The sequence below is a fragment of the Ureibacillus terrenus genome (genome assembly GCF_006569205.1).
Classification (GTDB): Bacteria; Bacillota; Bacilli; order Bacillales_A; family Planococcaceae; genus Ureibacillus; species Ureibacillus terrenus.
In genome coordinates this window covers 118669-144422 of the sequence record NZ_VIGD01000004.1, presented here as the reverse complement: position 1 = coordinate 144422, position 25754 = coordinate 118669, and the positions used below count along the sequence as shown (strand labels likewise).

The window sequence follows — 25754 nt, the reverse complement described above, 5'->3', positions numbered from 1 at the left end:
ATGTCACCCTATGTATCGCGTCAAATTGCTCAGTATGTCAGTGAAATACTCGGACATTTTGGATATCATCCATGGTCCGAAAAATACGATGGCCACCAATACCGCAATGATTTTGGGAGCAAAAGCCAAAGTTTGTTCCTGTATCGATGTCGTCGCCTGAAAAATGCTGACAATAAGCCCGGTCAAGAGGGCAACCAGCATGAGCGGACCCGCCACAAAAAGGACAACCCATACCGCTTGCTCCGCTATATGTATAACTGTTAATTGGGACATATGTATCATCTCCTAAAAACTTTGGAGTAAGGATTTCACTACTAAATACCAACCATCCACAAGGACAAAGAGTAAAATTTTAAAAGGCAAAGAGATCATCACCGGAGGCAGCATCATCATGCCCATGGACATTAATACGCTTGCCACGACCATATCAATGACAATGAACGGAATAAAAATCATGAATCCCATCTGGAAGGCCGTTTTCAATTCGCTCAACGCAAATGCCGGCACTAAAGTGGTTAAAGGGATTTCCTTTATCGATTGAGGCCTTTCCGACTGACTATATTGCAAAAACAGTTCCAGGTCTTGCTGTCTTGTATGTTTTGCCATAAATTCCTTGAAAGGTCCGCTTGCCCTTGAGTAAGCTTCATCCAGGCCTATTTCTTCATTTAAAAGCGGCTGCAGCGCTTCTTCATTGACTTGTTGGAAGGTTGGAGCCATGATAAAGAACGTCAGAAACAACGCCAACCCTATAATGACCTGATTGGGCGGAGTTTGGTTCGTCGCCAGGGCCGTCCTTGTAAAGGACAGTACAATGACAATCCGCGTGAAGGATGTCATTAAGATTAAAATGCTTGGTGCAAGAGATAACACCGTCAATAACAACAGCAATTTCAAGGAAGTAGCGACGTTTGACGGATCAGAGTCAGAAAAGAGTGAAATGAACTGTTCCATTATTTTTCATGCTCCTTTTCCTTCCATTTTTCAAGCCCTTCCCGACGCGACTCTTTGATTTCGGATAAACGCTGATTTAACAGGCTGCCGAAATCCGAATGCATCCCATCGGCGGATTTCGTTGACTTTCCTTTCAGCTTGTTGAACAATTCCCCTATATATGGAGCCGTTGTTGCGGGCATTTGTTTTTCATTGTAAAAGTCCAACAGTCTTTCAACTTCCGCACGATCCGTAATTTCCTTGATGAGTTCCACATTATCTCCCACTCCGACGATATATAATGCCTCTCCTATTTGCAAAACCTGAACGGATTTTTGTGAACCGAGGGAAATCCCGCCTAAATTTTTCACAAGATGATTTTGCTGGAAATGGGAGCTCTTTTTATTGATAAATTTCAAAACCCAAACCAACAGCATGAGAACCAAAAGCAGGGCAAGAATCATTTTTACATAATCCCATGCAGTGAGCCCTACAGCTGTCTGTTCTTTGACAGCTGTAGAATCTGAACTTTCCGCTCCCGGATTTTGCAAATACTCGTCCGTAATCATGTCATTTTTTTCAATTGCGAAAACAATATGTATTGGAGTTGTCACCAGAATTATGGCAAACAAAGAAATGATGATTCCGATTTTCTTTAAATTCTTCATTTTCAATCAACCTATTGCTTTTTGTATTGCTTCGATCACCCGATCAGCTTGGAAAGGCTTGACAATAAAATCTTTGGCGCCTGCCTGGATCGCATCGATGACCATTGCCTGTTGCCCCATGGCAGAACACATAATGACTACGGCATTCGGATCCAGTTCTTTAATTTTTTTCAATGCCGTAATCCCGTCCATTTCCGGCATTGTAATGTCCATCGTGACTAAATCCGGACGCAGTTCATTATATTTTTCCACAGCCTGCATCCCATCAGCCGCCTCGCCAACGACCTCATAGCCGTTTTTCGTTAAAATATCCTTGATCATCATGCGCATGAACGCTGCATCATCAACAACCAAAATTCTTTTTGACATACCCAATATTCCCCCATTTTATTTCAATTGATTAATTCGTTCAGTTTGACTAATGATGTCCGTGATTCTTACACCAAAATTTTCATCGATTACGACCACTTCACCTTTTGCAATGAGACGGTTATTCACTAAAATATCCACCGGCTCGCCGGCCAACCGGTTTAATTCAATAATGGAACCTGAAGTCAATTGTAAAATCTCTTTTACAGAATGTTTTGTCCGTCCAAGCTCAACCGTAACTTCCAACGGTATATCGAGCAGAATGTTTAAATTGCGCGCTTCCGTTTCGCTCATTTTCGGCTGTTCGAAAGACGCGAATTCAGCTTGATGTATGTTTACAGGTTCCCTTTGTTTTGTAGTATTTATGAAGCTCGGCGTGTCCTGGATGGTAGCGGCATGCTCTTCATAAACCGATTTTCCGGTTTGATAATCCGGCCGTTCCCAATGCGCAGATGGGGTCGGCTGCGTTTGAGCCGCATGTTCCTGGATTCCGGGATTTGCCGGTACTTCTGGTTGTATGTCTTCGCTTTCCCCAAGCAAAGTTTTTACTAATTTTTTGCTAAAATCCAACGGCAATAATTCCATTATGGTGGAATCAATTAAATCCCCGATGCGCAGCCGGAATGAAACCTTCACTAAGATCTCATCATCCGGAATATTTTCTTCCCCTTCGCTTTCTTTAATATTCATGAGCGCAAGAGAAGGAGGTGAAATATCCACTTTTTTGTTGAATACGGCGGACATGGAAGTCGCAGCTGAGCCCATCATCTGGTTCATCGCTTCCTGAATGGCGCTTAATTGAATTTCCCCTAAATCCGGACTCGGATTGCGCCCGTCACCGCCAAGCATCAAATCTGCAATAATCGCTGCATCCGATTGTTTAATGACTAATAAATTCACACCGCTTAAACCTTCTGTATATTCCACTTGAACAGCAACATAAGGATGCGGAAACTCCTGTTCCAGGTTATTGCGGTTGATGATCGACACAACAGGGGTTGTAATCTCCACTTTCTGCCCCAACAAAGCAGATAACGCGGTTGCAGAGCTTCCAAACGAAATATTTCCGATTTCACCTAAAGCATCCCGTTCCATTTCCGTCAGAAATTCTTCCACATTCAAATTCAGTCTGTCGTCCAATGTTTCGCCGCGCAATAGGGCCTCAATTTCTTCTTGGGAGAGCATATCATCGTTCATCTTCTTCTCCTCCATTCAAAGACTCAATAATTTGAACTGCCATTTTTTTCTTTAATTTTCCAGGTTGTACAGTAAATTTTGGGATATCCCCAATTTTTAGAATCAATGGTTCTTGTATTTTTTGATCGAGCTGGATGACATCGCCGATCTCCAACGTCAAAAAGTCTTCGATTGTAATCGCAGACTTCCCTAATTCAACAATCAGCTCCAAGTCCGATTCTTTTACTTTCGTTTCCAGAGCTTTAATTTGGGCTTCCGTCGGTTCCTTCGTTTTGGATTGCATCCAATATTGAACAGATAGATTATGTATAATCGGCTCTAAAACTACATGCGGGATGCATATGTTAATCATTCCGGATGTTTCGCCGATAATGGTGTTCATGGAAATGACAATCACTGTTTCATTCGGTGATATCATTTGCAAAAATTGCGGATTTACTTCCAGTTCCACAAAAACCGGATCTATATCAGCGATATTTTCCCAAGCTTCCCGCAAATTTTCGAAGGATCGTTCAAATAAGTTCGTCATGATTTTTTGTTCAATTTCCGTCAAATTGTCCACATTGGAATAGCTTGTACCGCTGCCGCCCATTAGACGGTCTAGCATCGAGTAAGCGATGTTCGGATTGATTTCCATCAAGATGTTTCCGTCCAACGGCGGTACTTCGAAAACGTTTATCAGCGTCATATTAGGGATGGAACGAACAAATTCTTCAAAAGGAATTTGATCGACGGAAGCAACAGAAATTTGCACATATGTTCTGAGCTGGGCAGAAAAATATGTTGTTAACAGTCTTGCAAAGTTCTCATGAATCCGGGTTAGACTCCGGATTTGATCCTTTGAAAAACGGAGGGCACGCTTGAAGTCATAAACCTTGACTTTTTTCTTTTCTTCCTCCGCTTTCATTTCATCTGCCGACATTTCTCCTGTGGAAAGCGCGGAAAGCAGAGCATCGATTTCCGATTGGGATAATACATCACCTGGCATTTGTCCACCTCCATTTCAACAAGTTACTTTACTGAATCATGTAGGAGGTAATGTATACTTGCACTACTTCACCCTCTTGCATCAACTCATTTAATCGGGTTTTGATTGTAGATTCTAATAGGGTTTTTCCGTCTTTTCCTTTTAAGTTCTCTTCCGTCAACTCGGATAGCTCTTCAATGATGATGTTGTTTGTTTGGAAATCCCGTTTCTGAAGTTCTTTTGCCGCTTTAGGGTTGTCTGTCTGAATGGTCAATTGGATGCGAATAAATTTTCCATCCGCCAAGTTCGTTGTGATTTCAGGCACATCTACGCTGGATTCCAGGATTTCATCGATGGATGGCTCCAAAGCTGAAGATTGCTTATTAAATTGCGTCAATAACACAAAAAGAACAACCCCGATTAACGTAATCGTCACTAAAATGATGAGCATTACCGTTAACAATTTATTATTCTTCATTTACGACACCTCGCAGTTGGGGGTTTGACAGCACCTGAATCGAACGATAATAATCCGATGCTTTCTTTTGAACTTCTTGTTCCGATTCTTTCACAATATATTTCCGGCCATTTGTCAGCGTAATGGTCGTATCCGGAAAAGATTCGACAGTTTCTATGTATAATGCGTTTAATGTAAAGGGTTTTCCGTTCAGTTTTGTTAATTGGATCATTGAAACAGGGCCGGGTAGGAAAGAGCCGGCCCGACCCTCCTTTGCACTCCCGTTTCTAAATCAACTAATTAATATGTATAAATTCTTTATCTTTTCAAATTCACTAACTCTTCCAAAATTTGGTCGGAAGTAGTAATGGTGCGGGCATTTGCCTGGAATCCCCGCTGTGCGACAATCATTTCCGTAAATTCTTCAGATAAATCCACGTTTGACATTTCAAGGAATCCGGATTCGATGGAACCCAACCCTGCCACCGTTCCAACTTGAACATATGGGTTGCCGGAGTTTTCTGTCAGCTTATAGTAGTTGTTTCCTGCCTTTTGCAAACCGCCGGCATTAGAAAATTTGGCCAATACAATTTGTCCGGCCCATTTCAAGTTGCCATCCGCATCGACAAATGTAACGGTACCGTCCTGACCGATGCTTAATTCAGTGGCATCCGTGGGGATCCGGATTGGACCGTAACTCTTGCCGGAAATCAATTCCTGCCAAGTTGCAGGAGTGACACTGCCGCCTGCCAAATCGTCGGTTGTTATAACTTCAACATCATCCGGGCTTGGGAATACCGGATCAGTGCTTGTATCCCCTACCGCACTGCCGGCAGTGACACCGACCAAGTACTTCCCTTCAGCATTGACAAGATAACCGTCTTTGTCCATGTAAAAGTTGCCGTCTCTTGTGAATAAAATATTGGTGAAGCCCGTTTTTGTTGCATCAATGGAATCGGCCACCATGAAGAACCCTTCTCCTGAAATTGCCAAATCAAGGGTGCGGGAAGTCGATTGAAGGGCTCCGGTAGAATGAATTGTATCAATCGCTGCCATTGTGGAACCCAAGCCGACCTGTTTTGGGTTGACACCACCGCGGGTTGCCGTCGCTCCGGAAGCGCTTCCGATGTTCTGAGCCACCATTTCTTTGAATACAGTCCGGCTCTTTTTAAACCCATATGTATTGACATTGGAAATATTGTTTCCTATCACATCTAATTTTGTTTGATGATTTCTTAACCCAGAAATTGCTGAATACATGGAACGTAGCATGATTCTCGTTCTCCTTTCAAATTTGTTATCTTAACCGCTTTATTCCTGGACAAGCTCAAATTGCCCTTTCTTTAAACGGATTTGGTTATCCAATATAAATTCGATCCATTGATTGTTGCTTGTCACCGCTTCAATGATTCCCTGAACAATTTCTCCATTTTCATTTTGGTATTGCACTTTTCTTCCAATCAGCCTGCTTGCTTCAACGAGCGGATTTTCGGAAACGGATTGCCCGGCATCCCTCTTTAGAACAGAAGAAATATTTCCTGCGCCGATTTCTTTGCCATCGTCCAATACAAACACAGGCATTTGATTCTTAAATTTCAGTTCGACAATTCTGCCCTGTCCTTCGTTGATGATCGGCATTCCGTTTTTGTCCAGTTGATCTGTAATTTCATGCCATTTGACTTCCTGTCCCAAAAAACTTGTGTATGCCATTAATTGTGTTTCCAATTGGGATTCAAGCAAATCTTCCATCGCTTTTGTCATGTTTTGCATTTGTTCCAAAGCGGAGAATTGGGCCATTTGGGCGATAAACTCTTTGTCATTCACCGGTGCAGTTGGATCTTGATGCTGCAATTGGGTAATTAAAATTTTTAAAAAATCGTCTTTTCCAAGAACAGAATTTCCGGTCTTCTTCTCTACTTTTTTAGCATTCGATAAATAATAATCGCTCGTAATTTTTGACATCTCAGACATCGTTACACTTCCTCATCAATCAAATAATCTTTGAATGAGATTTTTTCTTCCTCTTCCCTTTCTTCTGAAGGCTGTTCTTCCTGTTCGGAGTGCTGTTCTTCTTTAAACATATGGTTGGAGAAATTGCGATCCCTCAAATCCGTTTCCTGCAAACTTTGGTGTATGTCAATTCTTTCAAGCTGAATATTTTGCTGAATAAACGCTTGTTTCAGTTGATGAATCTGGCTATCCAACAATTCTTTGCCAAGGGATGTTGATGCCAGCAACCGGGCGGACATGACCCCATCCCTTTGCACTAATTCGATGCGGATTGAGCCTAAATGTTCAGGATAGAGTTTTATGAAAAGCTTCGTTGTTCCATTGGAGTTGGATAATTGGCTGCGTTGCAACAATGTTTCGATCTGCTTGGCCAGCGACTCGGCCTGTGATGTACGATTTGGGTTATGTATTGTAATGGCCGCCGTTCTCGTTTCCGATGATGAATGTTGATGCAGGGCATGAGCGGTTTCATATTTTATTTCCGCTTGTTTTACTACTTTTTGAAATCCTTCCAAAGAGACTTTCCCTGACGTATTTGTCGCTTCTTTCGAAAGGTTATCTCCGATCGTCTGCAACAATGTCTTTAAATTGGTGATTTGTTCAGTCTGATCTAACATCAATTCGGAATTTTCCCCTATTGATTGGACCAACTTTAACAATCGCAACATCTGAACGGCGCCATTGTCCTGTTTATGTATACCGGATATAAGCTTCTCCGAAAAGTCGGAATCTTCGTTGATCCATTTTATGAAATCCCAAACATTTACAATACCAAACTCTTCTTCCGACAACTCCTGAATGATTTCATTCAGTTGTTTCAAGTCCATGTTGACCAATGATAAGAGGTCATCAAGATTGTTCAATACTTCGTCCATTGCCGCCATTTTTTCTTCTTCGCCGGAACCAACCAACAACAATCCTTCGTCATTGGTAATTCCAAGCAATCCGAAAACTTCTTCAAGGGCGTCAGCTTTCAGCAGTGATTGAATTTCCGGATTTGACGGCTCCTGGATCCCCTTCTGCCCTCTTATCTCTGCAGCCACTTTCTTAAAAACTTCTCCAAACTTCATATTCGTTGTAAATACCGTTTTGGTTTCTGGCGGACCCGTCAACGAACGGGCTGCAGCAATGGGCATTCCGACACTCATCATTACGCGTTGCACCTCCTTTCAAATTAAGATTCCGGCTCTATGGTTTTCTTTGCTGCCAACAGTTCCGTATATCGCGCCGCATCTTTCGGCTCCATTTTTGCCAGCACTTGGGACAGCTTATCAGGCTTCATGTTCGATAAAATTTCCAACGCCTGTTCGTCTCCCAATTCGGCAATAATCGGTGCAACTGCTTTTGCCGACATGTTTTCATAGGTCTTTACAATTTCTTTTAAATCTTTTCTTGTTTCCAGTTTTCCAGATTCCAATTCTTCTATTTTTCTTCTTAAATCTTTTTGTATCGCAATCTGGTTTTCTTTCTCAGCAATCGCATCATCCAGCTCTCTTTGAAGTTTTTCAATTTCAGCATCCTTTTCTTTGATTTCCGCTTTCAACAAAAGGATTTCTTCATCAATTTCCTTTGTATTGGAAGGCGATGCGTCCTTTTTGTCGAAAGGCAATACTTCGGAAGCTTTTTCGAATACATTCGTGTTTGTAAATTGGGCAATGACGAGCAAGATTGCAACTACAAACAACAGCGGAATAATCACCCATGCGAACAATTTTTGAAAGAAACCTGGTGATTTTTCTTCTGCCCCTTCAGATATTTGGTTATTTTTTACAATTTTATTTATTTTTGCCATAAAATCACCTGAATATTTTCTGGTTATACATAAGGGAGGAAAGCTCGTCCAAGTTTTGGGATTCAATACGGTTTTGTTCCTCTTGAAATGTCTGAAAATCCTTCTCTCGCATTTTCTCAAACTTTCGTACTTCCAAGTTTTTTTCTAATAATTTTTGTTCATACCATTGCATTCTCGCCCTTGCCTGGCTGACCTTTTTTTGCACGTCTTCAATGGCATGATCCAAACTGTTGATGAATATCGCATAATGATGGATTTCATCAATTGTTGAACCGCTTTTCAGACGGTCGTTTTGGTAACCGATGAGTTGCTCTTTTTTCTTTAGTAATTCATACAATTGGGTTGCCACTTTTTCAAAGGAACGGACCGCCTCATGATAAGCCGCTTCGAACTGCCGTTTTTCCTGTTCGCGAATCGTCAACACTTTTTCGAATCGATATGTATATTGAACCATCATCTGCCACCCCCATTCGCCAGCTCAATCAATTCATTGACGCTTTCTTCAAGGGTCACTTTTTCTTTAAACCCCTGCTTTAAAAAACGGGTGATGAGTGGTTCATAATGAATCGCTTCATCTATTTCCCTCGATGTTCCTTTTTTATATGCACCTATGTTAATCAAGTCTTCCGATTTGGCGTATGTATAATATAATTCGCGAATTCTCTCGGCAGCTTTTACATGTTCTTGGGCAGATATATGGTTCATCAGGCGGCTGACACTTTTCAGTATGTTGATTGCCGGATAATGTCCTTTGTTGGCAAGGGCGCGATCCAAAACGATATGGCCATCCAAAATCCCCCTCACCGTATCCGCTATCGGTTCATTCATATCATCTCCGTCAACGAGCACCGTATAGAAAGCGGTAATGCTTCCTTTCATGCTCGTTCCCGTTCTTTCAAGAAGTTTGGGCAAAATGGAGAATACGGAAGGGGTGTATCCTTTTTGTGCCGGCGGTTCACCGGTTGCCAATCCGATTTCCCTCTGTGCCATCGCAACCCGTGTAACAGAATCCATCATCAGCATGACATTCATCCCACGGTCGCGGAAATATTCCGCAATGGCCGTTGCCGTAAATGCTCCTTTAATCCTCATGAGTGCCGGCTGATCGCCGGTGGCCGCAACCACAATGGAACGTTTCAATCCTTCTTCCCCAAGGTCCCTCTCAATAAACTCTCTTACTTCCCTTCCGCGTTCGCCGATCAGCGCGATGACGTTCAAATCGGCTCTTGTATTTCGGGCGATCATCCCGAGAAGGGTACTTTTCCCTACTCCGGACCCTGCAAAAATCCCAACCCTTTGCCCCCGCCCGACCGTTAACATGGCATCGATCGCTTTGACCCCCACTTCTAATTGACAATCAATGGGTGGACGATGCAACGGATTGGGAGGGTCGTTTTCCGTCGGGACAGAGACGAGTCCTCTCGGAAGCGGAGTGCCATCAAAAGGGTTCCCCAGCGAATCAAGCACTTTCCCAATCAGTTCGGGCCCGACTTTTACCTCCAAAGCGCGGCCTGTTCCTTCCACTAAACATCCGATGGAAATTTCTCTTACGGAAGTAAAGGGCATTAACATGACATACTCATCTTTAAAACCCACCACTTCCGCCAAAATCACTTCATGTCCGTTTTTGGTACGCACATGTATTTTACAAACATCATTGATGGAACATTCGGGACCTTGCGATTCGATTAACAGCCCTACAACCCTTGTCACTTTTCCGTATTTTTTAAAAGTATCAACGACAGGGATCTGGTTGATCAAATCAGCTGCTTTCATATGATCAATCCCTACTTTCTAGCATTTCGCTGAGTTTTAGGCGCAATTCTTTCAATTGCTCGTCAATCGATAGGACAATCCGCCCATGGTTCGTTTCGATATAGCCGTCGGTATCGTCCATATCTTCATTGACAAAAATCAAAAACGGTACATCCGGTGGAAACATGACCGCCAATTCTTCACGGTTTTCCGTTACCAACTGATAATATGCAGGGGATACATACAACTTTATTTCTTTGCTTTCACGGGCTTCCTTCAATCCCCGCCGTACAATGGAAAGAAACAGCGTTTCATCTTTTTTAAGGGCCGCGCCGATGATTTTTTCGGCCGATTTCAAAGCCAATTCCAAAATCACCTGTTCCTGTTCTTCAAGGTATTTTTGCGCATTGATGCGGGCATTTTCAATGGTTTCATTTGCAAGATTCAACGCGTTTTCCATATCGGCGGCAGCTTTTTTCATACCTTCTTCATAGCCTTGTTGGAATCCCTCATCATAAGCTTCTTTTTGCAGAATGAGCTTTTCTTCGCCCCATTGTTGTTTTAACGTTTCGATTTCCTCCAATTTGGATTGGCGATATTTTTCAAATTCTTCCCTTTTTGATTGGATTTCCCTTTTCATTTCTTCAAGAATGCGTTCACGTTCTTTATAAACTTCCTCCAACGAAACGGATTGTTCCTTTTCGCCTGCATTTGAATCGGCTTCAAATTGTTTCGCAAACACATCGCGAATTTTAATTTGAACCGTTCCGGTTTTTTTTTCCATCGTCTCGCCCGAACGGATAATTTTAGACAATGACGTCATCTCCTCCTCCACGGGCAATAATAATCTCTCCTGCTTCTTCTAATCGGCGAATGATGGATACAATTCTCGTTTGCGCTTCTTCCACATCACGCAGGCGAACGGGCCCCATAATTTCCAATTCTTCTTTAAAGGTTTCCGCCATTCTTTGGGACATATTGCGGAATAGAATTTCTTTCACTTCATCGCTGCAAACTTTCATGGCCAAAAGCAAATCTTCATTATCGCAATCCCGGATGACCCGTTGAATCGAACGATTATCAAGCGTCACGATATCTTCGAATACAAACATGCGTTTTTTGATTTCTTCCGCAAGTTCGGGATCTTGAATTTCCAATGCATCGAGAATCGTTTTTTCCGTTTGGCGATCCACGCCATTCAACACTTCCACCACTGTATCGATGCCGCCGGTCTCCGTGTAATCCTGTGTAAAAGTCGAGGATAACTTCCGTTCCAAAACCGCTTCGATTTCACTGATGACTTCCGGGGATGTCGATTCCATCGTGGCAATCCGTCTTGCAATATCCGCTTGCATTTCCTGCGGCAATGAGGATAAGATGACACCTGCCTGCTGCGGTTCCAGATACGACAGAATCAGCGCAATGGTCTGAGGATGCTCATTTTGTATAAAATTTAAAATCTGCGACGGATCTGCTTTTCTGGCAAAGTCAAAAGGTCTCACCTGCAATGATGATGTCAGACGGTTAATAATGTTCTGAGCCTGCTCGGGACCCAACGCTTTTTCAAGGATCGTTTTTGCATATCCGATACCGCCTTGGGATATGTAATCTTGTGCAAGGGCTATGTTATGGAATTCTTCAATAATCTGTTCTTTCACTTCAGGTTCAACTTTTTTGACTGCCGAAATTTCCAATGTAAGCCGTTCGATTTCTTCTTCTGTTAAATGTTTATATACATTGGCAGATACTTCCGGCCCCAATGATATGAGCAGCAGCGCAGCTTTTTGTTTCCCTGTCAACCCTCTTTCCTTTCTGGACACAGTCGAACCTCCTATCCGTTAATCTTCAGCAATCCAGCTGCGCAACAATTTTGCGAACTCTTCCGGTCTTTCTTTTGCCATTTTTTCCAGCTGCTTGCGACGAATCGTAGACTCTGTTTCTTTTTCTTGATTAATATCATCCACGTGTATTTTCTCTTGTTCTTCGATGATTTCATATTCTTCTTCATGATGTTTTCTGGAGCGGATGATATACACAACAAGCAAGATAATCGCAGCAACCAATATTCCTCCAACAACCCAAATCCACCAAGGAATTGTCGGAAATTCTTCAGAATTTTTTACATCATTTCCATAGAATGGTTGAACAGAGACAACAATTTTATTTTCAATATCTTCATCTGTCAACTCCCCGGCAGCTTCTTTATCAATGGAAGTGCGGACAACCGTTGCCAAAATTTTTTCTATGTCGTCAACGACCGTATCGGAGAGAGATGTTGGATCTTCTGGAACAGGCGGTTCAACCATGACTTGTATGCCGATATCACGGATTTTATATGGGCTTTCTTGAATTGTTCTATTAATCCGGTTTACTTCGTTATTCACCGTTTCTTCAATTCGTTCGTAATCCCCATCTCCGTTTGTCACTTCTTGATATCCGGTTGCATTATCAGTCGGGTCGCCCATTTCCGTCGGACCGGCAGCCCCATCCATGCCTGAATAGGTTTCCGTGATGCGCTGGGCACTGATCTCAATGCCTTCCATATTTTCTTTATCTACCGGTTCAACCAATTTCTCTTCCCGATTTTCTTTCTTAAAGTCGATATCGGTTGTTACTGATACAACAACCTTGTCTTGTCCCATTAATGTTCCGAGCATTTTATGTACTTGCCGTTCCAAATCTTTTTCAATTGTCTTCTTTACATTCATTTGACCTTCAACCGAGTCAATGGAACCGTTGGAAGAATCAGGTTCCAAATCGTAGTATTCAGAATATTGATTGGAAATTGTAATATTTTCCGGGCTTAAATTTGGAACACTTTTTGATACGAGGTTGTATAGCGTCCGAATTTGTTCTTCAGAAAATTTATAACCGGGTTCAGTATGTATAATGACAGCTGCGGAAGCTTCTTCGTTCTCCGTATCCGAATGAATAAAAACCCCTTTTTCCGGCATAGAAATCATGACTTTTGCATCTTTGATGCCATCGATTTTCTTGATGAGGTTTTCCAATTCGGTTTCAAGAGCTTCGTGCTTGATGACATTAAATTCATTGTCCGTCATGCCAAAGCCCGCGTTTTCAGTAAAAAACGTTGTGCTGATTTCTCCGGATTCAGGGTATCCTTGCGCAGCCAAAGATACTTTTATGTTATCCACTTGATCTTCCGGCACCAATATATTTGTTCCGCCGGGAGCGATTTCATATGTAATTCCTTGTGAACTTAATATTTCCGCAATTTCACCGGCTTCTTTCGCAGATAATTCGGTGAAAAGCGGTACCATTTCCGTTCGTGTCGTTATGTATGTAATGAGAGACGCAATCACCACAACCCCGGCCAATGTTCCAATCAATGCACCCTTTTGCTTTTTTGTCCGACTTTTCCAAAAGTGAATGGTGTCGGTTTTTATTTTCTTAAGTCGATCATTCATTATAAATCCTCCGGTACTAATGAATACACTAACATTTTATATTCCGTTGGTAACCGTAGATTAAACAGTCATTCGCATGATTTCCTGGTATGCTTCAATTGCTTTATTGCGAATTTCCACTGTCGCATTCAAGGTGATGCTGGCCTTTTGTGCCGCAATCATCACTTCATGCAATTCCACATCTTCACCTTGTACCAGCTTATTTGTCAGTGCATCTGATTGAACTTGGTAGTTGTTCACTTTGTCGAGCGCATCTTTTAATGTATTCGCAAAACTTTTTTGCGCTTCAAAAGGTGTACGTTGATTAGATCCTTCTATTCCCTTATTCAGTTGTTGAATGGAAAAAGCTGTTGAGTTGATTTCCAAGTCACTTCATCCTCCATTTCCTATTTCCCTATTTCCAACGCCTTCGTCAACATCGATTTATTGGCGTTTAATACGGTTACATTCGCTTCATAAGAACGTGTGGCGGAGATTAAATCCACCATTTCCTTCAACAAATCAACATTCGGCATTCGGACATATCCGTCCTCGTTTGCATCCGGGTGACTTGGATTATAGACAAGCTTAAATGGGGTGTCATAATCCTCGTTGATTTTCGTGACCTTTACGCCATTACCTGGGCTGTCGCTTTTCCCCATCGCCTTATTCAAAAAGGATGAAAATGTTCCTTCGCTGCTTGCGAGGGCCACCGTTTTTCTTCTGTATGGCTCCCACTCTCCATTCACTTGTCTGGCGCGGGTTGTATCGATATTTGCGATGTTTGAGGAAATGACATCCATTCGCAATCGTTGCGCTGTTAGAGCGGATGTTGTTGTATTCATGCTAGAAAAGACCGACATTCCTATTTCCCTCCTTTGATGACCGTATTCAACGAGCTGAATTTACCGTTAATGCGATCAATCAGCGCATTATAGTAAATCGTGTTTTTGGCAAGATCCGCCATTTCCTGGTCCATATCTACTCCGTTGCCGTTATGGCGATATTGGTAGTTTTCATAACTATATACAACGTGAGTAGATGGTTTAATCACAAAATCAAAATGTCGAAAATCTGTTTTATACGCCCTAATCTGTTTTTGATTTTCTTCAGACAAAAGTTTTTTAAAACTTACATCTTTTGCCTTGTAATTAGGCGTATCGACATTCGCGATATTTTGTGCGATAGTCTTGTTTTTCAGAGATGCATATTTTAAACCATGTTCCAAATTACTAATTGATGCATCGAATAATTCCAACCCATTCCCTCCTTTTTGAATCGTATAAAAATACTTACTCAATACTAGTATCAATTGTAAAGAAGATAATTCCAAGTGTCTATCGTCTTTTGGTACTTTTTCATAGGCTATCCGAATCAATTTTTTTGTCCCTTGTTTTAAAAAAAAAGACACAATTTCAACAACCAAAGTTTTATTTCAAAATAAAAATTGGCCTAATGCTTCGTAAATGATAAATTTTCCCATACCAATAGTGATAAAAAAGTTCTAGAAAAAATTCACTAATTTTTCATATCGATAAATTATTTTAAAAAAGGTTTCATCAAAAGATGAAACCTTCTGAATCTGTTTTAACCAAAGAAGAGAATATTACTTCATCTTAATTTCAGCCAATGCAGACAGGAATTTGTCATTCAATACTTTGATATATGTCCCTTTCATGCCGAGGGATCTCGATTCAATCACGCCGGCGGATTCAAGTTTTCGAAGGGCGTTTACGATCACGGAACGAGTAATGCCGACACGATCGGCGATTTTAGAAGCAACAAGCAACCCTTCATTTCCGTCAAGCTCTTCAAAAATGTGCTCAATCGCTTCCAATTCACTATATGACAATGAATTGATGGCCATTTGCACCACCGCTTTGCTGCGGGCTTCTTCTTCAATCTCTTCCGCTTTTTCGCGCAAGATTTCCATTCCGACAACTGTCGCACCATATTCCGCCAAGATCAAATCATCATCGCCGAATTTTTCATGCAAACGGCCCAAAATCAATGTTCCCAAGCGCTCGCCGCCTCCGATAATCGGCACGATTGTCGTCAAGCCGTTTTTAAAGATATCTCGGTTTTCCACTGGGAAAATTGTATATTCACTGTTGATGTCAATATTTGGAGATGTTTCGGTAATTTCAAGAAGACTTTTTGTGTAATCTTCAGGGAATCTGCGTTCTTCCAACATTTTTTTCATGCGTTCATTTTCGATTTTTTGATGTATGGAAATGCCCAAAAGCTTTCCTTTACGGCTAACGATGAATACGTTGCTGTCGATGATTTCTCCTAATGTATCCGCCATCTCTTTGAAATTTACCGGTTTTCCGGCTGATTTTTGCAATAATGCATTGATTTTTCGAGTTTTTGTTAATAAATCCATAACAATATCCTCCCAGGGTTTTTTAATTCTTTTCGTATTCTAGAAAATGCTCTTTTTATTTCAAAGTCATAGAATAAATTGGGACAAATCTTTGTTTTTAGAAATTTCTCCAAGTTTTTGATCGACATATGCACGGGTAATTTGAATATGGGTTGGAGCAATTTCCGGAGCTTCGAAGGATAATTCTTCAAGCAAACGTTCCATGATGGTATGCAATCTTCTTGCTCCAATATTGTCTGTCTGTTGATTTACTTCCGTTGCAATCTCCGCTATCCGCTCGATTGCATCATCCGTAAAATCGATTAAGACCCCTTCTGTTTCAAGCAAAGCTTTATATTGCAAAATAAGCGATTGGTCCGGCTCTTTTAAGATGCGGACAAAATCATCCTTCGTCAATTTATCCAATTCAACGCGGATTGGAAAGCGTCCTTGCAATTCCGGAATAAGGTCGCTCGGTTTGGACATATGGAATGCACCGGCTGCAATAAAGAGCATATAGTCCGTTTTGACCGGACCATATTTTGTCGGTACGGTAGAACCTTCGACAATCGGCAAAATATCCCTTTGAACGCCCTCCCGGGAAACGTCCGCGGAAGAATGTTGGCCTCTGCTGGCAATCTTGTCGATTTCATCGATGAAAATGATGCCGGATTGTTCGGCGCGACGGATGGCCTCTTGCGCCAATTCTTCGGAATCGATCAATTTATTCGCCTCTTCCACCGTTAAAACGCGGCGGGCGTCTTTCACTTTCATTCGGCGTTTTTTCGTTTTCTTTGGAACAAGGCTTGACAGCATATCTTGCATTCCGCTTGAACCAAGTTCCGGCATTCCTGGAATCATCATATCCAAAAAGGCTGTATTTTGTTCTGTCACTTCAACCGTAACCCACTCGTCTTCAAGCTTGCCGGCCAATAAATCTTCTTTTACTTTTGCCCGTTTTTGGCGGATTTCGGCTTCTTCCTGAGAATCTGAAGAAGGTTCGTGTTTTTGGCCGCCAAAAAGGAATTCAAACGGATTTTGCGCCATTTTTGTTTTTGTTTTCGAAGGTACAAGCAATTTCACCAATGCTTCGTTCGCCTGCTGTTCTGCCTGCTCCTTCACTTTTTCCATCATTTCTTCCTTCACGAGCCTTCTGGAAGCCTCTACGAGATCGCGGACCATCGATTCCACATCCCTGCCGACATAGCCGACTTCCGTAAACTTCGTCGCTTCCACTTTCACAAAAGGGGCGTTCGTCAACTTTGCAATTCTGCGTGCAATCTCCGTTTTCCCAACGCCAGTTGGACCAATCATTAAAATGTTTTTCGGAATGACTTCATTTTTCAGCTCATCGCTAAGGAGAGATCTTCTATATCTATTTCTTAATGCAATTGCTACTGCCCTTTTTGCAGCATCCTGGCCCACTATATACCTATTTAACTGTTCCACAATTTGTCTTGGCGTAAGTGTCGTCATCAGTCCAGCGCCTCCACAATAATATGATGATTTGTAAATACGCAAATCTCTGCCGCGATCGATAAAGCCGCTTTTGCAATTTGTTCCGCGGTCATATGGTCACCGGCATGTTGTTTTAAAGCTCTTCCTGCTGCAAGGGCATAGTTTCCGCCGGAGCCGATTGCAAGAATTCCATCGTCAGGTTCGATCACTTCACCGGTACCTGAAATCAATAGCAATGTATTTTTGTCCATGACAAGCAGCATCGCTTCCAATTGGCGGAGAATCTTGTCTCCACGCCATTGTTTCGCCACTTCCACCGCCGCCCGTGGCAAATTGCCGCTAAATTCATTCAATTTCGCCTCAAACATTTCAAACAGCGTAAAGGCATCGGCGACCGAACCGGCAAATCCGGCCAGCACCTTGCCGTTAAACAGTCTTCTAACTTTTCTTGCAGTGTGTTTCATTACGACGGAATTCCCCAATGTTACTTGCCCGTCTCCTGCCATCGCACATCTGCCGTTATGGTGGATGGCAAATATTGTCGTAGCATGCATTTCCATTTTAATCCCTCCTTACCATTATGCTCTCGGATGCGCCTTCATATAAGTACTTCGAAGGTGTTCCTTTGTAACATGTGTATATATTTGTGTGGAGGATAAGTTCGCATGTCCGAGCAATTCCTGAACTGTTCTTAAATCTGCCCCATTGTTCAACAAATGGGTGGCAAAAGTATGCCGAAGCATATGAGGATAAATCTTTGTATGCAAACTTGCATTTTTAATCATTTCATTTAATATATGACGGACACCGCGGGCAGTCAGTTCGCCTCCACGCATATTCACGAATAAGCGGTTATGTTTTTTATCTTTCATGATGAACGGTCTGGCTTCATTGATATATCTCAACAATGCCTCATGGGCGTATTGCCCGAATGGGACGATTCTTTCCTTTCTCCCTTTTCCCATTACCCGCAAAATGGAATAATAAAAATCGATATCATCCAGTTCAATGGAAACGCATTCGCTGACACGGATCCCTGTCGCATATAACAATTCCAAAAGGGCCATATTGCGGATAGATTTAAAATCATTTCCTTTATTCGCTGCAAAAAGTTGTTCCAGCTCATCTTCATAAAAAAAATCCGGCAATAATTTTTCTTTTTTTGGATGGTACAAAGATAAAAAAGGTGACACATCGATTCCATAATCCCGGTTGAGAAAACGGAAAAAGGTGCGGATTGCAGAAATTTTTCTTGAAATGGTTGCGCGGGACAGCTTTTCTTCATACAGTCTCGTTACAAACAGCCGCGCATGCAAATATTCCGCTTCATTTAAATCATTGACGCCTTCAGAATGCAAAAAGGTGATGAACTGGGTAATATCCCGTTCATATTCTTTTACCGTATGGACGGAAAAATTTTTTTCTATTTGAATCACCCGAAGAAATTCATCGAGCGCTTGCATTGGTTGAACGTCCAACCAGATCACCTCTATCCGAAGCACCTTAATATTTAAGGCACACCTCTCGTCATTCCATGTCTGGTATATGCAGTGAAAACATCCATTCACGACTGTATACCGAACTTCAAATTATATCAAGTAAAAAATGAGAAATTATTGTTAAAAATAAGTTTAACTTCACAATTTGTTAAAAAATCATCATTTTTTTGTTTTCAGGCATAATAATAGCCTCTAAAATTATAGCAACATTTAGAGGCTAAAATCAATTATATCGTTTGATTATTCATAAAATTTCGAATTGTTGCAATAGCGCGTTCAGCGTATTTCAAAGCCCGTTCCTGCTTCGATTTGATGCGTTCCCCAAGTTCCGGGAATAATCCAAAGTTAACGTTCATCGGCTGGAAGTTGTTTGGGTCGGCCTCCGTAATATAACGGGCCATGCTTCCTAAAGCCGTTTCCACAGGAAATTCAACCGGTTCCTTTCCTTGCGCCAGCCGCGCCGCATTGACTCCGGCTATAAGCCCGCTGCCCGCTGACTCCACATATCCTTCCACGCCTGTCATTTGTCCCGCAAAAAACAAATTCGGACGGAATTTCAACTGGTAAGTTTTCTTTAACAATTTTGGCGAGTTGATGAACGTGTTCCGATGCATCACCCCGTATCGGACGATTTCTACATTTTCCAAACCGGGGATGAGGCGGAAAACTTCTTTTTGGGCTCCCCATTTTAAATGGGTTTGAAATCCTACCATATTATAAAGCGTTCCGGCTGCATCGTCCTGCCGCAGCTGAACAACGGCGTATGGCCGCTCTCCGGTTCTTGGGTCTTCCAGTCCCACCGGTTTTAAAGGGCCGAACAATAGGGTTTTCGGTCCGCGCTTTGCCATTACTTCAATGGGCATGCAGCCCTCAAAATAAATTTCCTTTTCAAACTCTTTCAGTTCAACCACTTCGGCATTGATCAGCGCTTCATAAAACCGTTCGAATTCTTCTTTCGTCATCGGGCAGTTGATATATGCGGCTTCTCCCTTGTCATAGCGGGATTTTACATACACCTTATCCATGTTGATGCTTTCTTTTTCCACGATTGGAGCTGCCGCATCATAAAAGTAAAGGTATTCTTCTCCTGTCAATTCTTGAATCTTTTTGGCCAAAGATTCAGATGTCAGAGGGCCTGTCGCGATGACCGTAATCCCTTCAGGAATTTCCGTCACTTCCTCATTGATCACTTCAATGAATGGATGATTCTTCAGTTGTTCCGTGATATATCCCGAAAATTCATGGCGGTCAACGGCCAATGCGCCCCCTGCAGGGACGCTTGCACGATCAGCAGCCTCCATGATAAGCGAATTCATTATTCGCATTTCTTCTTTCAATATCCCTACGGCATTGGTAAGGGTATTAGCACGCAAAGAGTTGGAACAAACCAGCTCAGCAAATTTATCCGTATGATGGGCCGGTGTTTGTTTCACAGGACGCATCTCATACAATTTCACTCTGACTCCGCGGCTGGCGATTTGCCAAGCCGCTTCGCTTCCTGCAAGTCCAGCTCCGATTACATTTACTATTTGTTCTGTCATATGATAACCATCATCCTTACTTCATTGTGTTGACTCTACATAATCGCAATTTATACATTGAACTTGAACGCCTTTTTTTACTTTCTTCTCTACTAATAATGAATTACATTTCGGACAAGGTCTACTGATTGGCTTATCCCAAGACATAAAGTCACATTCAGGGTATTTTTCACAACCGTAAAAAACCCGTTTCGTTTTACTTTTCCGTTCCACTATTTCCCCGGTTTTACATTTTGGACATTTTACGCCGATTGGTTTTGTAATCGTTTTAGTATTCCGGCATTCAGGAAAATTGGAACACGCCATAAATTTGCCATATTTACCCAATTTATAAACCATTGGGGCTCCGCAAAGCTCACAATTTTCACCTGCGGGTTCATCTTTGATTTCAATTTTTTCAATCGCTTCATCGGCATGCTTCACATGTTTTTCAAATTCTTTATAGAAAGTATCTATAATTTGAATCCAATCGACTTTTCCTTCTTCGATCTTATCCAAATCCGCTTCCATTTTGGCGGTAAATTCTATATCGATAATTTCCGGGAAAAATTCAACCATCAATGAATGAACGATTTCGCCAAGCTCTGTCGGAATGAACCGTTTGTTTTCAAGTTGTACATAGCCTCGTCTTTGAATGATATCAATTGTCGGGGCATAAGTGGACGGACGACCGATTCCAAGTTCCTCCAATTCTTTTACAAGTCTTGCTTCTGTATAGCGAGGAGGCGGTTGCGTAAAATGCTGCTTCGGATTAATTTCGATGGATTTAATTTTGTCTCCTACTTCCAGTTCCGGAAGCAATTTTGTCATTTCCTCCGTCTGATCGTCCGTGCCCTCAATATACACTTTCATGAATCCGGAGAATTTTACTTGAGAACCGTTCGCCCGGAAAACGCAATCGGAATTTTTTAATTCCACCGTCACGGTATCCAATATTGCAGGGGCCATTTGGCTGGCCACAAACCGATCCCAAATCAGGCGGTATAGTCTCAATTGGTCACGTGTCAAAACATCTTTCAACTGGTCCGGTGTTCTCATGACGCTCGTAGGACGAATCGCTTCGTGAGCATCCTGGGCTGCCGGTGATTGTTTTTTCACCTTTTGAATTTCTCCGGCGACATATTCTTTACCATATTTATCGTAAATATATTGCATAGCTTCAGCTTTTGCAGTGTCGGAAACCCGTGTTGAATCTGTACGCATATACGTAATTAGACCGACTGTTCCTTCATCTTTTCCGATATCGATTCCTTCATAAAGCTGCTGCGCAATCATCATCGTTTTTTTCGCACGGAAATTCAATTTCCTCGCAGCTTCTTGTTGAAGGGAGGAAGTCGTAAAGGCCGGAGCCGGATTTCTTTTCCTCTCCTTTTTTGTTACATTCACCACTTCAAATTCGGAACCTTTGATTTTTCGCAGGATTTCTTCCACCTGCTGCTGATTCGAAAGTTTTTTCTTTTCTTTTCCGTCACCAAAATAAAAAGCTTCGAATTGTTTTTTGTCCTTCTCAAACTTTCCTTCAATCGTCCAATATTCTTCCGGAACGAAATTTTTGATTTCATTTTCCCGGTCAATAATGAGGCGCAATGCAACGGATTGCACCCTTCCGGCGGACAGCCCTTTTTTCACTTTTCTCCATAAAATGGGGCTTATATTATAACCGACAAGGCGATCCAAAATTCTGCGGGCCTGTTGTGCATCCACAAGATGCATATTGATTGGCCGAGGATGTTTGAAAGACTCTAAAACTGCATCTTTTGTAATCTCGTTAAATACGACCCGGCATTCGCTTTCGGTATCAATATTTAACGCTTTCGCCAAATGATATGCAATCGCTTCCCCTTCGCGGTCAGGGTCGGCTGCAAGAAACACTTTTTTCGCCTTTTTGGCTGCAGATTTCAATTCTTGAAGAATGGGACCTTTTCCACGAATCGTGATATATTTCGGTTTATAATTATTTTCCGTATCGATGCCCATTTGGCTCTTCGGAAGATCGATTACATGTCCAATCGATGCTTTCACTTTATATTTTTTCCCCAAATATCTTTCAATTGTTTTCGCTTTTGCAGGTGATTCCACTATCACTAAATAATCTGCCATCTAACTTCCTCCTCACTAGAGGCACCTTTGATAAAATAATTAAAGAAATTCCTGTTGCAAAATGTATAACAGATTGAATAATATTGCAACTTTTTTTCAATATATTACCTAAAAAAACAAATTTAATTCATCTAAAATCTGGTGCCCGCTCCAAACCGGAATGGCTCCTTCCTTCAAAAGCTGATTCGTGCCTTCGGAAAGTTTTGAATCGATGGGCCCAGGAACGACGAAAATTTCCTTCCCATGTTCCAAAGCATGATCGGTAGTGATTAATGTGCCGCTTTTTCTGGCGGCTTCCGTCACGACGATCGCCTCGCTAATACCACTAATAATACGATTTCTCAAAGGGAAATGCCACTTTCTTGGACCTGCATATGGAGGAAATTCCGTTATCAATAAATGATTTTTTTCCATTTCTCTCGCCAATAATTCGTTCTCTTTCGGATAAATATGAAAAAAACCGTTTCCCAATATGCCGATCGTTTTTCCGCCATATCGGATGGCGGCATGATGGGCCATTGCATCGGCACCTTTTGCCAATCCGCTGACAATCAGAAAATCGTTTTCAATCAATGGCGGAACGATCGCCTCCAGCGCCTTCCATGTATAGCCGGTCGCCATTCTTGAACCGATAATGGCAATTTTCCGTTTCTTTAGTAAAGACACATCCCCTTTCGCATACAAAACCGTCGGGGGATCAACCAGTGAAAATAAAGAGCGGGGATAATTGGAATCCGTGAATGGGATGACGTGTATTCCTTCTTGATTATATGCGGCGCATAAATTATTCTTTAATAACCTTTTATAATTGGTTATGATTTTTTCGGCGTTTTCTGCAGAGATTTGTAGAATGGTTTCCAATTTTGCAGGCGATAGAACGTGAAGGTCGCGAAGGGAGGGAATTTCCTTTAATAATTTGTTGAACTTATTTAATGGAAGGGGATAAACATAGTGGAGGGCTAGCAGCTCGTTTAATGAAAATGAGCCCACTGAACCACTCCTTTTTCTTCTCATTCGGCTGAAATGAAAAAGTGTAACGCACAACGGCGCTACACTTTTTATATTACAAGGTTTTACATTTTTCGTATAGACCTTTTTCTTTTAATACTTTAATTAACGTTTCTCCAATAACGGAAGGGGTAGGGGCAACTTCTATTCCCGCATCATTCATCGCCTTGATTTTTTCTTTCGCTGTTCCTTTGCCTCCTGAAATGATCGCACCGGCATGTCCCATCCGCTTTCCTGGAGGTGCCGTTTGGCCGGCGATAAATCCGACAACCGGCTTTGTCATATTCTCTTTAATCCATGCGGCCGCTTCTTCTTCGGCTGTACCTCCGATTTCCCCAATCATGACAATGGCATATGTTTCCGGATCTTCATTGAATTCTTTCAGCACATCCACAAAATTTGTCCCGTTTACCGGGTCTCCGCCAATTCCTACGGCCGTTGTTTGTCCGATTCCCGCTTGTGTCAACTGGAGCACGGCTTCATATGTCAATGTACCGGAGCGGGAAACGACTCCCACATGACCTTTTCTCAAAATATATCCTGGCATGATTCCGATTTTGCATTCTTCCGCCGTCACAATTCCGGGACAGTTTGGCCCCAACAGCCGCGTTTTCTTTCCTTCCATGTAACGTTTGACTTTTACCATATCGAGCACCGGAATATGTTCAGTGATACAACATGTAAATTCCAATTCCGCTTCCACCGCTTCCATAATGGCATCAGCGGCAAACGGAGCAGGGACGAAAATAACGGAAGCATTGGCACCTGTCGCTTCTTTTGCCTCTTTTACCGTATTGAAGACAGGGACTCCTTCCACAACCTGTCCCCCTTTGCCAGGTGTTACACCTGCAACGATTTTCGTACCATACTCCAGCATTTGTTTCGTATGGAATATCGCTGTATCCCCAGTTATGCCTTGAACAATGACTTTCGTATCTTTATTTACGTAAATCGCCATTCTACTCCCCAGCCTTTCTTACTTTACTAGTTCTATGATTTTTTGTGCGCCTTCAGCCATTGAAGTGGTACCTATAATATTCAAACCGGATTCATTTAAAATCTGTTTTCCCCGCTTGGCGTTCGTCCCTTCCAACCGGACAACCAGCGGAACGTTGAGTCCGACTTCCTTCGCTGCCGCAACAACCCCTTCGGCAATGACATCGCATTTCATAATGCCGCCGAAAATGTTGACGAAAATGCCTTTTACATTTGGATCGGAAAGGATGATTTTAAATGCCTCTGTGACCTTCTCCGTATTGGCTCCGCCGCCCACATCCAAGAAATTGGCTGGAGAGCCGCCGTAATAGCTGATTGTATCCATTGTCGCCATTGCAAGACCCGCGCCATTTACAAGGCATCCAATATTTCCGTCGAGGGAAACGTAGTTCAAATCGTATTTGGATGCTTGAATTTCCTTTGGATCTTCTTCATCGAAATCGCGCAGTTCGACAATATCCGGGTGGCGATAAAGGGCGTTTGCATCAAAATTGAATTTCGCGTCCAGCGCCATGATTCTGTCGTCTTCTGTCAATACAAGGGGATTGATTTCAAGGATAGAAGCGTCTTTTTCGACAAAAGCCGTATATAGACCAATCATTAGTTTAGCTGCCTGATTTACTAAATTTGTAGGGATTTCCATATTCAACGCCAATCTTCTCGCTTGAAAAGGCATCAGGCCAGTTAATGGATCAATCACTTCCCTGAATATTTTTTCCGGCGATTTTTCGGCCACCTCTTCGATATCCATTCCGCCTTCAGGAGAACCCATCACCGTGATCCGGGAAGTGGAACGGTCCAATATGAAACTTAAATAATACTCTTTTTTGATTTCGCATCCTTCTTCAATATATAGCCGCTTTACCTCTTTTCCTTGAGGGCCTGTTTGCTTCGTTACCAATACTTTCCCCAGCAGCTCTTTTGCATAAGCGCGCACTTCATCCAAGTTTTTTGCAACTTTTACACCGCCGGCTTTTCCACGTCCCCCGGCATGGATTTGCGCTTTTACTACCGTAATGGTCGAACCGAGTTCCTTTGCCACTTTCACCGCTTCATCAGGCGAAAATGCCACTTTTCCTTTTGGAACTGCCACTCCATAATTTCTCAGTATTTCCTTACCCTGATATTCATGGATATTCATTTGCCATCCTCCAATTCACCAATTTGGGAAAATTCTTACGATTACTATTTTAATCAAACACATACCCATTGTCTATGTTCGCATTTTTTGCGAT

The 25754-nt window shown here is 42.2% G+C and carries 29 protein-coding genes; all 29 read right to left on the bottom strand.

The window, feature by feature from the left end; translation table 11 throughout:
- Positions 1-3: 3 nt before the first annotated feature.
- Positions 4-273 carry a flagellar biosynthesis protein FliQ gene (gene fliQ, locus FKZ59_RS04635; RefSeq protein ID WP_141601573.1) on the bottom strand — a complete coding sequence of 90 codons (270 nt, stop codon included), beginning with the start codon at positions 271-273 and terminating at the stop codon, positions 4-6.
- A gap of 12 nt (positions 274-285) precedes the next feature.
- Positions 286-951 carry a flagellar type III secretion system pore protein FliP gene (gene fliP, locus FKZ59_RS04630; protein ID WP_141601572.1) on the bottom strand — a complete coding sequence of 222 codons (666 nt, stop codon included), beginning with the start codon at positions 949-951 and terminating at the stop codon, positions 286-288.
- Positions 951-1598, bottom strand: coding sequence for a flagellar biosynthetic protein FliO (locus FKZ59_RS04625; RefSeq protein ID WP_141601571.1), 648 nt, complete (start codon positions 1596-1598; stop codon positions 951-953). Before FKZ59_RS04625 ends, fliP begins: the two co-directional genes overlap by 1 nt.
- A gap of 6 nt (positions 1599-1604) precedes the next feature.
- On the bottom strand, positions 1605-1967 hold the full coding sequence (locus FKZ59_RS04620; RefSeq protein WP_141601570.1) for a response regulator: 363 nt from the start codon (positions 1965-1967) through the stop codon (positions 1605-1607).
- Positions 1968-1985: 18 nt separating this feature from the next.
- Positions 1986-3164, bottom strand: a complete 1179-nt coding sequence (gene fliY / locus FKZ59_RS04615) for a flagellar motor switch phosphatase FliY (RefSeq protein WP_141601569.1) — start codon at positions 3162-3164, stop codon at positions 1986-1988.
- Positions 3154-4152 carry a flagellar motor switch protein FliM gene (gene fliM / locus FKZ59_RS04610; protein ID WP_141601568.1) on the bottom strand — a complete coding sequence of 333 codons (999 nt, stop codon included), beginning with the start codon at positions 4150-4152 and terminating at the stop codon, positions 3154-3156. Before fliM ends, fliY begins: the two co-directional genes overlap by 11 nt.
- Before the next feature lie 28 nt (positions 4153-4180).
- Positions 4181-4609 (bottom strand): flagellar basal body-associated protein FliL, encoded by a 429-nt coding sequence (gene fliL, locus FKZ59_RS04605; protein WP_141601567.1) that lies wholly within the window; start codon positions 4607-4609, stop codon positions 4181-4183.
- On the bottom strand, positions 4599-4820 hold the full coding sequence (locus FKZ59_RS04600) for a flagellar FlbD family protein (protein WP_141601566.1): 222 nt from the start codon (positions 4818-4820) through the stop codon (positions 4599-4601). The genes fliL and FKZ59_RS04600 overlap by 11 nt, the downstream gene beginning before the upstream one ends.
- A gap of 86 nt (positions 4821-4906) precedes the next feature.
- Positions 4907-5860, bottom strand: a complete 954-nt coding sequence (gene flgG, locus FKZ59_RS04595) for a flagellar basal body rod protein FlgG (protein WP_141601565.1) — start codon at positions 5858-5860, stop codon at positions 4907-4909.
- A 39-nt stretch (positions 5861-5899) separates the two neighbouring features.
- The gene (gene flgD / locus FKZ59_RS04590; RefSeq protein WP_141601564.1) at positions 5900-6559 is read right to left on the bottom strand and encodes a flagellar hook assembly protein FlgD; all 660 of its coding nucleotides are present in this window, start codon (positions 6557-6559) and stop codon (positions 5900-5902) included.
- 2 nt (positions 6560-6561) lie between these two features.
- Complete coding sequence (locus FKZ59_RS04585; RefSeq protein WP_141601563.1) at positions 6562-7749, bottom strand: flagellar hook-length control protein FliK; 1188 nt, start codon at positions 7747-7749, stop codon at positions 6562-6564.
- Positions 7750-7772: 23 nt separating this feature from the next.
- On the bottom strand, positions 7773-8390 hold the full coding sequence (locus FKZ59_RS04580) for a MotE family protein (protein ID WP_141601562.1): 618 nt from the start codon (positions 8388-8390) through the stop codon (positions 7773-7775).
- 4 nt (positions 8391-8394) lie between these two features.
- The gene (fliJ, locus tag FKZ59_RS04575) at positions 8395-8844 is read right to left on the bottom strand and encodes a flagellar export protein FliJ (RefSeq protein ID WP_141601631.1); all 450 of its coding nucleotides are present in this window, start codon (positions 8842-8844) and stop codon (positions 8395-8397) included.
- Entirely contained in the window at positions 8844-10166 is a 1323-nt protein-coding gene (gene fliI, locus FKZ59_RS04570) for a flagellar protein export ATPase FliI (RefSeq protein ID WP_141601561.1), read from the bottom strand. The genes fliJ and fliI overlap by 1 nt, the downstream gene beginning before the upstream one ends.
- 4 nt (positions 10167-10170) lie before the next feature.
- Positions 10171-10968, bottom strand: coding sequence for a flagellar assembly protein FliH (gene fliH, locus FKZ59_RS04565; protein ID WP_181733177.1), 798 nt, complete (start codon positions 10966-10968; stop codon positions 10171-10173).
- Positions 10952-11965 (bottom strand): flagellar motor switch protein FliG, encoded by a 1014-nt coding sequence (gene fliG / locus FKZ59_RS04560; protein WP_141601559.1) that lies wholly within the window; start codon positions 11963-11965, stop codon positions 10952-10954. The genes fliH and fliG overlap by 17 nt, the downstream gene beginning before the upstream one ends.
- Before the next feature lie 18 nt (positions 11966-11983).
- The gene (gene fliF / locus FKZ59_RS04555; RefSeq protein WP_141601558.1) at positions 11984-13573 is read right to left on the bottom strand and encodes a flagellar basal-body MS-ring/collar protein FliF; all 1590 of its coding nucleotides are present in this window, start codon (positions 13571-13573) and stop codon (positions 11984-11986) included.
- Positions 13574-13633: 60 nt separating this feature from the next.
- On the bottom strand, positions 13634-13912 hold the full coding sequence (fliE, locus tag FKZ59_RS04550; protein WP_141601630.1) for a flagellar hook-basal body complex protein FliE: 279 nt from the start codon (positions 13910-13912) through the stop codon (positions 13634-13636).
- Positions 13913-13959: 47 nt separating this feature from the next.
- On the bottom strand, positions 13960-14415 hold the full coding sequence (gene flgC / locus FKZ59_RS04545) for a flagellar basal body rod protein FlgC (RefSeq protein WP_141601557.1): 456 nt from the start codon (positions 14413-14415) through the stop codon (positions 13960-13962).
- Positions 14416-14417: 2 nt separating this feature from the next.
- Complete coding sequence (gene flgB / locus FKZ59_RS04540) at positions 14418-14810, bottom strand: flagellar basal body rod protein FlgB (protein WP_141601556.1); 393 nt, start codon at positions 14808-14810, stop codon at positions 14418-14420.
- Between the two features lie 348 nt (positions 14811-15158).
- A complete protein-coding gene (codY, locus tag FKZ59_RS04535; protein WP_141601555.1) occupies positions 15159-15938 on the bottom strand; it encodes a GTP-sensing pleiotropic transcriptional regulator CodY in 780 nt (259 codons plus the stop codon).
- Positions 15939-16004: 66 nt separating this feature from the next.
- Positions 16005-17393, bottom strand: coding sequence for an ATP-dependent protease ATPase subunit HslU (hslU, locus tag FKZ59_RS04530; protein ID WP_141601554.1), 1389 nt, complete (start codon positions 17391-17393; stop codon positions 16005-16007).
- On the bottom strand, positions 17393-17935 hold the full coding sequence (hslV, locus tag FKZ59_RS04525) for an ATP-dependent protease subunit HslV (RefSeq protein ID WP_141601553.1): 543 nt from the start codon (positions 17933-17935) through the stop codon (positions 17393-17395). The genes hslU and hslV overlap by 1 nt, the downstream gene beginning before the upstream one ends.
- Positions 17936-17953: 18 nt before the next feature.
- Positions 17954-18838, bottom strand: a complete 885-nt coding sequence (gene xerC, locus FKZ59_RS04520; protein ID WP_141601629.1) for a tyrosine recombinase XerC — start codon at positions 18836-18838, stop codon at positions 17954-17956.
- A 263-nt stretch (positions 18839-19101) separates the two neighbouring features.
- Complete coding sequence (gene trmFO, locus FKZ59_RS04515; protein WP_141601552.1) at positions 19102-20415, bottom strand: FADH(2)-oxidizing methylenetetrahydrofolate--tRNA-(uracil(54)-C(5))-methyltransferase TrmFO; 1314 nt, start codon at positions 20413-20415, stop codon at positions 19102-19104.
- 21 nt (positions 20416-20436) lie between these two features.
- The gene (gene topA, locus FKZ59_RS04510; RefSeq protein ID WP_141601551.1) at positions 20437-22515 is read right to left on the bottom strand and encodes a type I DNA topoisomerase; all 2079 of its coding nucleotides are present in this window, start codon (positions 22513-22515) and stop codon (positions 20437-20439) included.
- Between the two features lie 108 nt (positions 22516-22623).
- Positions 22624-23529 (bottom strand): DNA-processing protein DprA, encoded by a 906-nt coding sequence (gene dprA, locus FKZ59_RS04505; protein ID WP_141601550.1) that lies wholly within the window; start codon positions 23527-23529, stop codon positions 22624-22626.
- Between the two features lie 49 nt (positions 23530-23578).
- On the bottom strand, positions 23579-24481 hold the full coding sequence (gene sucD, locus FKZ59_RS04500; RefSeq protein WP_141601549.1) for a succinate--CoA ligase subunit alpha: 903 nt from the start codon (positions 24479-24481) through the stop codon (positions 23579-23581).
- Positions 24482-24499: 18 nt separating this feature from the next.
- Positions 24500-25660 carry an ADP-forming succinate--CoA ligase subunit beta gene (sucC, locus tag FKZ59_RS04495; RefSeq protein ID WP_141601548.1) on the bottom strand — a complete coding sequence of 387 codons (1161 nt, stop codon included), beginning with the start codon at positions 25658-25660 and terminating at the stop codon, positions 24500-24502.
- Between the last annotated feature and the right edge of the window lie 94 nt (positions 25661-25754).